Annotated in this window: 12 protein-coding genes; 7 read left to right on the forward strand and 5 right to left on the reverse strand. The window is 44.3% G+C overall.

Annotated features, from left to right (window positions below; all coding sequences use genetic code 11):
* Positions 1-102 precede the first annotated feature (102 nt).
* A complete protein-coding gene (locus AC0VYG_RS17275) occupies positions 103-1,308 on the forward strand; it encodes a JmjC domain-containing protein (protein ID WP_475429158.1) in 1,206 nt (401 codons plus the stop codon).
* 11 nt (positions 1,309-1,319) lie between these two features.
* The gene (locus AC0VYG_RS17280; RefSeq protein WP_475429159.1) at positions 1,320-1,736 is read left to right on the forward strand and encodes a GNAT family N-acetyltransferase; all 417 of its coding nucleotides are present in this window, start codon (positions 1,320-1,322) and stop codon (positions 1,734-1,736) included.
* Positions 1,737-1,836: 100 nt separating this feature from the next.
* On the opposite strand, the gene AC0VYG_RS17285 is transcribed toward AC0VYG_RS17280, so the two are convergent.
* On the reverse strand, positions 1,837-2,457 hold the full coding sequence (locus AC0VYG_RS17285; RefSeq protein ID WP_475429160.1) for an FKBP-type peptidyl-prolyl cis-trans isomerase: 621 nt from the start codon (positions 2,455-2,457) through the stop codon (positions 1,837-1,839).
* Between the two features lie 194 nt (positions 2,458-2,651).
* Here AC0VYG_RS17285 and AC0VYG_RS17290 point away from each other — a divergent pair, with 194 nt between their 5' ends.
* The 3 genes from AC0VYG_RS17290 to AC0VYG_RS17300 all read left to right on the forward strand — a co-directional run bounded on the left by AC0VYG_RS17290 (position 2,652) and on the right by AC0VYG_RS17300 (position 5,498).
* Positions 2,652-2,870, forward strand: coding sequence for a hypothetical protein (locus tag AC0VYG_RS17290; protein WP_475429161.1), 219 nt, complete (start codon positions 2,652-2,654; stop codon positions 2,868-2,870).
* Positions 2,871-2,922: 52 nt separating this feature from the next.
* Positions 2,923-3,414 carry a universal stress protein gene (locus tag AC0VYG_RS17295; RefSeq protein ID WP_199474435.1) on the forward strand — a complete coding sequence of 164 codons (492 nt, stop codon included), beginning with the start codon at positions 2,923-2,925 and terminating at the stop codon, positions 3,412-3,414.
* Positions 3,415-3,482: 68 nt separating this feature from the next.
* Complete coding sequence (locus AC0VYG_RS17300; RefSeq protein ID WP_475429162.1) at positions 3,483-5,498, forward strand: DNA topoisomerase III; 2,016 nt, start codon at positions 3,483-3,485, stop codon at positions 5,496-5,498.
* Between the two features lie 17 nt (positions 5,499-5,515).
* Here AC0VYG_RS17300 and AC0VYG_RS17305 read toward each other — a convergent pair whose 3' ends face one another.
* From AC0VYG_RS17305 to AC0VYG_RS17320, 4 genes are all read right to left on the reverse strand, one after another.
* Positions 5,516-6,133 carry a LysE family translocator gene (locus AC0VYG_RS17305; protein WP_475429163.1) on the reverse strand — a complete coding sequence of 206 codons (618 nt, stop codon included), beginning with the start codon at positions 6,131-6,133 and terminating at the stop codon, positions 5,516-5,518.
* A 79-nt stretch (positions 6,134-6,212) separates the two neighbouring features.
* Positions 6,213-6,986 carry a hypothetical protein gene (locus AC0VYG_RS17310; protein WP_475429164.1) on the reverse strand — a complete coding sequence of 258 codons (774 nt, stop codon included), beginning with the start codon at positions 6,984-6,986 and terminating at the stop codon, positions 6,213-6,215.
* Positions 6,987-7,125: 139 nt separating this feature from the next.
* On the reverse strand, positions 7,126-7,824 hold the full coding sequence (locus tag AC0VYG_RS17315) for a hypothetical protein (protein WP_475429165.1): 699 nt from the start codon (positions 7,822-7,824) through the stop codon (positions 7,126-7,128).
* A gap of 235 nt (positions 7,825-8,059) precedes the next feature.
* Complete coding sequence (locus AC0VYG_RS17320) at positions 8,060-9,634, reverse strand: inorganic phosphate transporter (RefSeq protein ID WP_475429166.1); 1,575 nt, start codon at positions 9,632-9,634, stop codon at positions 8,060-8,062.
* Positions 9,635-10,081: 447 nt separating this feature from the next.
* On the opposite strand from AC0VYG_RS17320, the gene AC0VYG_RS17325 reads away from it, so the two are divergent.
* Together AC0VYG_RS17325 and AC0VYG_RS17330 are read left to right on the forward strand one after the other, a co-directional pair.
* Positions 10,082-10,522, forward strand: coding sequence for a universal stress protein (locus tag AC0VYG_RS17325; protein WP_475429167.1), 441 nt, complete (start codon positions 10,082-10,084; stop codon positions 10,520-10,522).
* A gap of 11 nt (positions 10,523-10,533) precedes the next feature.
* Positions 10,534-12,120, forward strand: a complete 1,587-nt coding sequence (locus AC0VYG_RS17330) for an alanine/glycine:cation symporter family protein (protein ID WP_475429168.1) — start codon at positions 10,534-10,536, stop codon at positions 12,118-12,120.
* Positions 12,121-12,200 lie beyond the last annotated feature (80 nt).

The following is a 12,200-nucleotide window of genomic DNA, read 5'->3' on the forward strand; positions in this document are numbered from 1 at the left end:
GGCCCGCTCTAATTAATAAGAGTAAGCCAATTAAAAAGAGTCGTTAAAACGGCTCTTTTTGCCTTTTAGTGATCCAACTTTCTTTATTGTAATGAGCAAATAATGAGCGACTTAAACACTCCATTAAGCATTCTTGGCGGCATAACAGCACAAACCTTTCTCGAGGAATACTGGCAGAAAAAGCCCCTTCTCATTCGCGCAGGTCTTGTTGATTTTACCGTACCACTCGACGCCGACGAGTTGGCGGGCATGGCAATGGAAGAAGAAGTTGAATCACGCATTGTGATTGAAAATGGCCTCACACCTTGGGAAATGCGCCAAGGTCCGTTTACCGAGGATACCTTTGCGACATTGCCCGAAAAAGAGTGGACACTACTGGTTCAAGCAGTCGACCACTGGGTACCTGAGGTTCAGTCGCTGAAAGAGCAATTTCAATTTTTGCCAAGTTGGCGATTAGATGACGTAATGATCAGCTACGCCACCGAAGGCGGTAGTGTTGGCCCTCATTATGATCAATACGACGTCTTTTTGGTTCAAGTGGCTGGAAAACGCCGTTGGCAAGTCTTATCCCCGGATCAATATCAAGACTCCGCCATCCCTAATATTCAACTGCATATTTTAGACAACTTCCCTGTGGATCCAAATATGGATTGGGAACTTGAAGCCGGTGACATCCTGTATTTGCCCCCTAACTTTGCTCACAATGGCCGAGCTCTTGACAGTGAATGCATGACTTACTCCATCGGCTTTCGCGCCCCCAGCATACAAGAGGCGTTGACGGGGGTTCGTGACAAACTATGCGAAGTCGACAACCCAAAAGACCGCTTTGCTCCACCCGAAACAGCGGCTCGACAACATAGTGCTCATATTAGCAAAGACGATATCGCCAACTTACAAAGCCAACTCGCCCGTTTGATCAATCAACCAGACATGCTTGCTCAGTGGCTTGGCGAAACCATGAGCGAAAGTAAATACCCTGAATATTTAGTGCCGTTTAACCAACAGGAGTTAGACACCGCATTTGAGCACGCTCTTCAAGGAAAAACCTTTATTCGCCCTGGCGATGCTCGAATCTGCTACTATTTACTAGAAGATCTAGAATCAAACAATAGCGTACAAATCTTTTGCAATGGTGAAAGCTCGGTGGTGAATGCTGACCTAGCAATTTTTATACAAGCGATTTGTGACCAAACCGAATTTGATTTTTCAGGACTCGATTTAACACAAGACCCAGACCTAGAACCCTTGTTACGTTTTTTACTTCGTCAACAAGGGGTGATCGAACTGGTTGCTAACGAAGAAGACTAGAGGAACCCTACTTGAAGGTACTCACATCCGATTGGAACAGTAGCAAAGACCAACTCACATTTGTGCGTAAACAAGTCTTTATTATAGAACAAGGCATTGCCCCAGAAGATGAATGGGATGATCAAGATGAAGACGCCGTTCACTTTGTCTCATTTGGCACAACCGCCGTGCCGACGGGCACCTGCCGCTTAACGGAAAATGGTCAAATTAGCCGACTGGCCGTTTTGCCTGCTTATCGTCATCAGGGCTATGGCGAAATGTTAGTCAACCGAGCGATCAAAGTTGCCAGAGAAATGGGCATTCGACATGTCTTTTTACATGCCCAAGTAGACGTACAGACCTTTTATGAAAAACAGCGCTTTAAAACCGACGGCAAAATTTTTCTAGAAGCAGGGAAAATGCATATCCGTATGGAACGTGAGATTTAGTCTTCTTATGGATATCTAGCTTAAACAAAAAAAGCGAGCCTTCCATTTTGGATAAGCTCGCTTTTTATATTGTGCGTTTTTAATTTTAAAAAACGATTAATTAAACAACTGCAATTAGCTCAACATCAAACTGAAGTACAGAATGAGGCTGGATCATAGCACCAGCGCCTTGAGCACCATACGCCAGCTCAGCAGGAATAGTAAGACGGTATTTCGCGCCTTCTTTCATCAACTGTAATGCTTCTGTCCAACCGGCAATAACACCTGTTAGAGGAAATTCAATTGGCTCGCCACGAGCGATAGAGCTATCAAAAACCTGTCCATCGATCAAACGACCTTCATAGTGAACACGTACCGTAGAACTGCGTTCTGGGGTTGCACCAGTTCCTTCTTGTGTTACTTCGTATTGAAGACCACTTTCTGTCACTGTCACACCTGGTTTTGCTTTGTTCTCTTCTAGGAAAGCAGCACCTGCCTGAATGTTGGCTTGAGATGCCTCACGACTCTTCTCTTCCATTTTTTGTTGAAGCTCAGCAAAAGCGGCTTCAAGTTCCGCACCTGGAACACGCATTTCAGCACCACTTAGGGCATCTTCAATGGCAGCGAACAAATGGGGTAAGGATAGTTCACCAAGATCACTACCACGAAGTTGATCACCAATTTGACGACCGATGCCATAAGCGATTTTAGATTGGTTAGAGTCGAACGACAGTTCTGACATAGAAATACTCTCTTTATTTGTAAAAAATTTGAGGCGCTATCATAACATAGCCATAAGCTCAGGAAAGAGCCGACTTTCAGGCACCCCAAAAACCTATCCACTTATTTTTTATCGTTGCGACAAAAATAGTATTTGCAAATGATATTGATTATCAATTACAATTTATCATTATCAACGAACTAGGGCACTTCACCATGAAAGCTAAGGTTTTTGTATCGCAAGTCAGCCATAAAAAGCATGATAAAAAGCCCATTGATTACTGGGGGCTACTCTTCGTTGGTATCATCTTGATTGCCTCATTTAGTTGCTTCCTGTTCGACACATACCAGGAAAATATACAGACTCAAGCCAGTACCAACATTATACAAACCACGCAGGCAAAACATGATCTAGATCATCATATAAAAGTGTGAAAGGAATAAACTCTTCTTATAGAAGATCAACAACATGCCAAGGAGAGTCTCCATGTTACCTGAAGTCAACACTATCCTTTACGCCTGCGACTTAGAAGGCCAAACTCAATCCGCGTTGGGGCACGTCATGAACCTTGCCCTTGCCCATCAGGCCAAAGTTGTGGTTATGCATGTACTTGAGCCACTTGGCGCTCAAGCAACTAATATGATTACCAACTACCTGCCTGAAGAAACCACAAAAGCCATGCGCGATGAGGCCGTCAAAAATATCAATGAAAAAATGAGAGAATTGCTCAGCGACTACATTAACGACAACAAAGAAGCGCTATCTGCTTTAGCCCACCCACCTGAAACCAAAATTGCGCAAGGCGTTCCCTATGAAGCCATTATTCATGTTGCTGAAAAAGTGGAAGCCGATATTATTGTCATGAACAGCCGTACTCATAGCCGTTTTGGCCAAATGATCATCGGTTCTACTGCGAACAAAGTGATTCACCACAGCAATATCCCGGTACTGGTTGTACCTATCAAAGCACATAAATAAACAGACACACTAGCCAGAATGCCCCATCTTAGATACACTTACTGTATATATAAACAGTAAGTGTATCTATGATTCTATATATTGCCGAAAAACCCAGTCTCGCCCGCGCTATCGCCGCTGCACTCCCTTCCCCGCAAAAAAAAGAAGAAGGCTGTATTTGGTTACCCAATGGCGATTGCATTAGCTGGTGTATCGGCCACTTATTAGAGCAAGCAGAACCTCATCAATATAACCCAGCTTATAAATCATGGAGTCTAGATCACTTACCCATTATCCCCTCCGATTGGCAATGGCAAGAAAAACCCGGTACTAAAAAGCAACTCAGTATCCTGAAAAGACTTATCAAGAAGGCCAGTCTGTTAGTCCACGCTGGCGATCCAGACCGAGAAGGGCAGTTACTGGTTGATGAAGTACTGCACTACACTAACGTCCCTGCCCAAAAGCTGAAAAGCACACAGCGTTTACTCGTTAGCGATTTAACCCCTGCAGCGGTTAAAAAAGCCCTAAATAATTTGCGATCAAATAGTGAGTTCGCCGCTTTATCACGTTCTGCATTAGGTCGTGCGCGCGCCGATTGGCTATTAGGCCTTAACCTAACACGCGCTTATACGATTAGAGGCCGTCAGGCTGGCTACCAAGGGGTATTATCGATTGGCCGAGTGCAGACCCCTGTGCTTGGTTTAGTGGTCGCCAGAGATAAAGAACGAGAAGCGTTTGTACCCAAGGATTTTTATCAAGTCTGGGCAACCATTCAAACACCGCAAGGCGCCCTGTTCCAAGCAAAATGGCTGCCTAGTGAGGCCTGCCAACCCTATATGGATGACGAAAACCGCGTTCTGAGTTTGCCACTGGCCCAAAATGTCGCCAGCAGAATCACCAACAAGCCAGCTAGAGTCATCGATGCACAATACAAGCAAAAGAAACAAAGTGCACCATTGCCATATAACTTGTCGGCATTGCAAATCGATGCAGCAAAGGCCTTTTCGTTATCAGCCCAGCAAGTACTAGACACCTGCCAAGCACTGTATGAACGCCATCAGATAATCACTTATCCACGTTCCGATTGCCGTTATTTACCCGTCCAACAACACAAAGACGCTCCCGCTATTATTAATGCACTGGCGCGCTCTGGTGGAGACAGGCAGACAGCAGCCGAAAACGCAAACACCTCCCTTAAAAGTAAAGCTTGGAATGATAAGCAAATCACCGCCCACCATGCGATCATCCCAACGACCCAAGCTCACAAAGCTACTTCACTATCAAAAACAGAAGCCTTGGTTTTTAATTTAATCGCTCGTCAATATCTTATGCAGTTTTATCCTGAGTATGATTATCTGTCCTCTTACATCAAGCTAGAAATAGAAGGCGGACTTTTTGAAGCCAAAGGCAACACTCCCATTTCGCTGGGTTGGAAAAGCCTTTTACCGGCCAAAAGCAAAGCAAAAGACCCTGAAGACGAAAACCAGCACGAGCTGCCAAAATTGTCCAAAGGGGAAGCCTTATGGTGTACACAGGGACAAGTGCAAGAAAAAGTGACCACGCCCCCCGCGGCCTTCACCGACGCCACCTTACTCGCCGCCATGACAGGTATCAACCGATTTGTCACCGATAAAGACATTCGCGCCATCTTAAAAGAAACGGATGGGCTAGGCACCGAAGCAACACGAGCCAGTATCATCGAATTGCTTTTTAAACGAGGCTTTTTAACCAGACAGGGGAAACAAATCCACGCCAGTCAAACGGGCCGCGCCTTTATCAATTGCCTACCGAAGCAATTGGTCACTCCAGATATGACGGCAAAATGGGAGTCCGCCCTCAATAACATCAGCCTAGGTGAAACCAGCTATCAATCCTTTATGGAAAATTTAGAAACAAATCTAAACCAACTACTTAGTGCCTCACGAGACATGCCGACCTCTGCGCTACAAAATCTTCCTGCCCCAAGTAAAAAACCTTTTACCAAACGAAAAGGCACAACCAACAGAAAATCGACAGGCACCCGAAAAACCGCCACAACAAATAAAAGCTCGGGGGGCAGAACCGCGACGTCAAACGCAAGACGACGCTCGAAAGCGTCGTCTTAAATCAGTAGAGTGGCAAGTTAGCCTATCGCCAACCAGCCTCCGACACCAATCATCAACGTCCCTGCGATACGATTCATAATCCGCACATTGCCACTTTTCATCAAAACGGATTTTAGAGTGCGACCACCTGTGGCATAGATTAATAAGCAAGTAAACTCGAGACAAAGAATAATAGCGATGAGGATCAACAGCTGACTTGCCAAGGATTGATTGGGATTTAAAAAAGGCGGCAACAGCGCTATGAAGAACGCCCACCCTTTGGGATTAGCAATGGCCGTTACAAAACCTTGAGACAGCAATTCAAACACGGAAGCGACTCGATCCGACGCCTCCATTTTTATGGCCATTTTTCCTTTCGACAGCCACATTTGAATACCGATGTAAGCAAGGTACAACCCTCCAAGCAATTTTAATGCGGTAAACGCCGTTGGGTAATTCAGTAATAGAGCAGCAACACCAATGGAAGATAAAACAGCAACCATCGCTACCCCTGCCAGTTCACCGAGCATCATCCATAACGCCCGCTTTACACCGATGGTCATACCCAATGTCATTGCGAGGGTCATACACATACCAGGGGTGATAGATACAAAGAAAAAAGTGGGTATAAACGCACTTAAAAGAGCCAGATTCACCACGTCACCATTTGAATATCAAAAAAACAGACTATAACCTGAAGGAAAGAACTTTGGATAGCACAAGCTGTGAATTGGATTAGAAATGCTTCTTTTCTTTAAACGTGGCGTCGTCCATGAATTTATCCCATTCATCATTGATGCTGCTCTCCTCATCTTCAACTGTGACGTCTTCTGCTTCTCGCTTCGCCTCAAGTTCTTTTTCTATTTCATCAATAATCCCTTCTAATTGCTTAATAGATGACAAGGTTTCAGGCTTCTCTTTTACTGGGGATAATTGCGATAAGGCTTCTTTATATGACGACAAGGCGACATCCATTTTACCTGTCAAAAAGGCTTGTCGACCTAGATAGGCATGAAAATCAGCATTGAGTTTGTACTTATAAAATAAAAGTAACCCCTCGTAACGAGCCGCCGTATCAGAATTTAGCGTTTTATCTTTCACACTTTGTTTGATAAAAAAGTGGAACGATTCCAATAGCCGCTTCAATTCAATGATTAATAACTCATCATTAATGGGTTTTGCTCGACGCTTTTGTTTACTCGACTGAAACTCTGCCATTTCTTGTTCTAAATGGCTTTTTCGCCGCTGAAGTGCAGAATTGGACTCAAATTGGATAAGTTCATCATAGAGAGTAATCATTCGAGAAAACAACCAAAGCCTCATATCTTTAGGTTGATATTGAGGAGGTAAATCATCAAGATAACGACGCACCTGACGAATCTGGTTATTGATGCTGGCGATTTTACGAAGCCTTTCAATGCGAGCCTGTTCTTTGAGCTGCAAAACAATTGCAACCCCTATAAACCCGCCTATCACAAGCAATAAAACCGTAACTGTCACTGCCGTCATGTTAAAAAAATGCCTTCAATGGTACAAAAACCACTATTTAAAAGGAAAGAAAGATGTGAATATGTTGTCTAGGTTAAGAAAACACGCTCATACATTCTTTACATTATATTGCCGAAACACATTACAAACCAAGCCCAAACTACACTCCTGTTGACCGGTTCGTAAATAATGCCTGCTCAACCGACTCTATTATCCGCTTTAAACGATCAATGTCCCTTTGAGCCTCACCTATAGCCGCGACTTTTTCCATTTCAACCAAGGCAGTCCGATACTTTTCCAATGCTCTTGCCCTTTTATCCATATCTACATCATTATCTGCCTGATAAACCAACAAATCATGGTAGGCAAGACTATTCCCGTAACGAATCAACTCCACTTGTTGTTTCGCTGTGTGCTTATCCACAATGCCATTTAATGCAAAACCTTTGATCAACGCTGGCAAACTAGAAAGCGATGCTTGAACCTTAGACAATTGATCAGATTGCGTCACTCTACCATTATCGGCTAACTTGGTGCTCGACTTTAATTCATCACGTATTTTAAATAACTCTGGTAACTTATCGGCTAGCTCCTGACCATATCGGTCATGGGAGACCAGGTTAGGAACGGTCGCCAAAAGATAGTCAACCAATAGCACCTTTGTCTGGTGAGGCATATAGCGATCCATCACTATATCCAAAATCGATAATATGCGATAACAGCGATTCACCAACTGCTCAGTTACTTTCTTTTTTAATTCGCGTTGTTTTTCATACCATTTCAATACACCAAAAATGGTTAAAATAGCAAAAGAAACACACAGACAAATAACGACAATGAGTGCGATATTATTCATCATGACCTTATTACCAAATCCAGTGAACAGTAAAATGGGACCTATTTAAAACAACGACGCTGTCTTACCAGGGAAGGTATAAATACAAAAAGGCCAGCAAAACTGACCTTTTTGACTAAAACACTCTTCTTCAACTAAAGCAATCAGTAGAAGCTTCATTAATGGCAGTAATTAACTTAATGCATTACAGAGAAGCCTACCAACATATTAATGCATTACAGAGAAGCCTACCAACATATTAATGCATTACAGAGAAGCCTACCAACATATAAAAAATCATTGCAGAAATCAACGCTGATACGGGTACGGTAATCACCCAAGCGGCTGCAATACGAAGAATAGCGGAACGTTTTACCAGTTCTTTTTTCGTCGCTTTCTTCAACCCTTTACGTTCGCCTTTAGAAATAGGCGAAATATAACTGGCATTTTTTAAATCTTTTAGAATTTGGCGTTTTTCATCCACATCCGCCTGAGTAAAGCGTTTCACAAAAGCCTGTGTCTCTTCAACATCATGACCCGCTCTTTGAGAATGCTTAATAATCGAGGCGATTTTCTTCTCATAAGACTGTTTTAGGTACTCCCGTAAGAAACCCACACCAAAAATACCACCAACAGCAATATGAGTAGAACTAACAGGAAGACCAAATTGAGAAGCAATAATCACCGTAATGGCTGCTGCCATCGCCACACAAAAGGCACGCGTTTTATCCAACTCAGTAATTTCAGAACCAACGGTTTTTATCAATTTTGGTCCATACAAAGCTAAACCAACCGAAATACCAAAACCGCCAATCGCCATCACCCAAATTGGAATCGGTGCAGAGTTGGCCACCGCCCCCGTCATTAATGCATCATTGATAGCCGCTAATGGCCCAATTGCATTGGCAACATCGTTTGCCCCATGGGCAAAACTTAATAACGCAGCAGAGGCAATCAGTGGGATGGTGAACAAACTATTGACAGCATCTTTATCGTTTTTCAACTTCATTGCCGCTCTATCAACCATAGGGCGAACTAAAAAGTACCCGGTCATAGCGACCGCAAAGCCAATTAACAGTGCGGTTGTCACGTCCAGTTTTAAAAGGTGCTTAAAGCCTTTGAGAATCAAATAAGTTGAAAACGCCCAAACCATAATCGCCACCAGCAGAGGGACGACTTTTCGCGCAGCGAGAATCATGTCACTACGATAGGTAACCGTGCGCTTAATAAACATCAAAAAGGCCGCCGCAATAAGCCCCCCCATTACCGGAGAGATTACCCAGCTCGCCACAATAGCCCCAAGCTGGTTCCAATTTGCAATTCCCCAACCGCCAGCGGCAATACCCGAACCGAGCACTCCACCAACAATAGAGTGCGTGGTAGAAACGGGTGCACCAAGATACGTTGCTAGGTTTAGCCAAATAGCGCCCGCTAATAGAGCGGCCATCATAATCCAGATAAAGGTTGCAGAGTCTGCAATAGAACTGGGGTTAATAATGCCTTTTTGAATCGTTCCAACAACCGTCCCACCGGCAATCAGAGACCCTGAAGCTTCAAAGATTGCGGCAATCAGAATGGCGCCCGTCATGGAAAGCGCTTTCGAGCCAACGGCAGGCCCAACGTTATTCGCGACGTCATTTGCCCCTATGTTCAACGCCATATAAGCACCGATACTGGCCGCAATCGCTAAAATAGAAACATTAGAAACAGCGGCACCTTGACTCACGGCGTAAAAGCCTGCCAGCAATACAAATCCAAGCGCAATCAGCACACGTATCAGTTCACTGCCACCCAACTGGGTCTTTTCGTTTTTCAATTTGCTTGTAAGATCCATAGAGGCTCTTCTTTAAAGATTTATCTATGCCAAACTGCGGCTCACTTGACAAACTTATGGCTCATCATTCATCGCAAAATGCTTATCCTAGCACTTTCAGAGAGTTTGACGCTTTATTCATCCTGTCACATTTCCTTCATGAAACGTTAATCGCGCGCCATTCTACACCGAGGAAATTCAGATAAAAACCCTAAAAAACTTTTATTGGACTCATTCCTACTAAGCCATCCCTCATCCCTGTGGTGGCAATACAATGGTGTAAGGTGCGCTTCAAAATTCAGTCCAGCAAAACCGCAATATTTAAAGGATTATCTATTAAAATTTGCTTTTTTATTAAAAATTAGTCATAAATATGTAAAAATAATGCATAAAAAACAACCCACACAAACATAATGCCATTGAAATAGAGTTAATCCCCCCCCCAACCAATCAAAGAGGGAACGAACCATGTCAGCAACAATCATTGTCGGAGTGGATGGAAGTGAAGCTGGTAATCGTGCTTTAGCCTACGCAAAACGACTCGCGACGTTAATCGGAAGTGAATGCAAACTAGAACTCGTTTGCGTGGTCGAATGGTCTCCTTATACATTCCAAACACCAGAAGAAAACTCTCATCGTAAAAAACAAAAACAGATTGAAACCCAAAACGCCCAAGAGCGCGTTATCGACCCTGCCTTAGCAGCCCTCAAAGAGGCGGGAATAGACGCTTCTGGCGTAGTGAAATTTGGTAAAGCCTCCTCAATTCTCAATAACATTGCAGTCGAACACAATGCTGAGCAAATTGTTGTTGCTCGCTCCACAGAGCAAGGTTTAAGTGCACGGGTTTTTGGCAGTGTAACCGCCAACCTCGTTATGAGCGCCAATGTCCCCGTAACGGTTGTCAGCTAAGGAGCATGATTATGCTAAAACGTCCCTATTTTCTTTCTACGTCTCTCATCAGCCTACTGCTTTTAACACTAAGCTCAAGCGTACAAGCAGAAGAAAACTCTGGTGGCATTGATGCCGTGGTCAATGAAATGTTTGGTCATGCCACAGGCTGGTTTGTCAGCCTTATCTTTGCACCGTTTCCCGGAACGAGTTTCCCTTGGATTGTGCTTTGGTTAGTCACTGGAGCCTCCATCTTCACACTCTACTTCGGTTTTTTACAATTCCGCGGTGTGGGCCACTCTATTGCCTTGGTAAAGGGTGACTATGCGGACCCAAATGACGCCGGAGAAGTAAGTCATTTCCAAGCACTGGCCACTGCCCTATCAGGAACGGTAGGTCTAGGGAATATTGCCGGTGTGGCGGTCGCCGTTTCTATCGGGGGGCCTGGGGCCACTTTTTGGATGATTCTCGCAGGTCTTATGGGCATGGCCTCCAAATTTACCGAGTGTACACTGGGGGTTAAATACCGTAATGAGTACAAAGATGGCAGCGTCTCTGGTGGGCCTATGTACTATATTTCCAAAGGCTTTAAAGAGCGTGGTATTCCTGGCGGCCGATTCTTAGCTAGCCTATTTGCTGTGTTTTGTATCTTAGGAGCACTTGGTGGCGGCAATATGTTCCAAGCCAACCAAGCCCATGCGCAATTAACCCAAGTTATTGGTAACTATCCAGGTTGGATTACTGGCGTAGTATTTGCCGCGCTTGTCTTTATTGTGATCGTCGGTGGGATCAAGTCCATCGCACGTGTAACGGATAAGATTGTTCCTTTTATGGGGATTCTCTATGTTGGCTCAGCCATTGTTATTTTAATCGTTAACGCCGATAAAATTGGTTGGGCATTTGGCCAAATCTTTGCGGGTGCTTTTACTGGTCTTGGTGTGGCGGGTGGTATGGTCGGAGCCTTGATTCAAGGCTTTAAACGCGCGGCCTTTTCTAACGAAGCAGGGGTTGGTTCTGCGGCCATTGCTCACTCCGCTGTACAGACAAACGAACCAGTTACCGAAGGGTTTGTGTCTTTGTTGGAACCGTTCATTGATACCGTTGTTATTTGTACCATGACCGCCCTTGTCATCATCATTACAGGTCAATTGCTACAAAACCCAGAAACGGGCATGTACATTTTGAACGAAGCGGGTACCGCTATTAAGACCGCTGACGGTTCCTCTGGTGTGGCACTAACGTCTGCGGCTTTTGCTTCTGCGTTTAGCTGGTTCCCTATTTTGCTGGCGATTGCGGTGATTCTATTCGCTTTTTCGACCATGCTCAGCTGGTCTTACTACGGTTTAAAAGCTTGGACCTATCTCTTTGGCGAAGGCAAACGAGCGGAGCTAACCTTTAAAACTCTGTTTTGTGTGTTTGTTATCATCGGTGCCGCCGCCAATCTTGGCCCAGTGATTGACTTTTCTGATGCGGCCATCTTTGCCATGGCAGTTGCGAACATCATCGGCTTGTACTTCTTAATGCCAGTTGTTAAGAAGGAGCTGACCTCCTATCAAAAACGTCTAAAATCCGGTGAAATTGTTAAATATAAAGACCGCGAAAAGGCGAAAAAAGCCTAGCTTCTCAGCCCCTTAACAAGACAACAAAAAGACCAAATGACAGTATCATTTGGTCTTTTTTTATTTAGGTCGTTGGCCGT

The sequence above is a fragment of the Marinomonas sp. 63XJN7_7_ISO-PGPR-S23-202 genome (assembly GCF_056173505.1).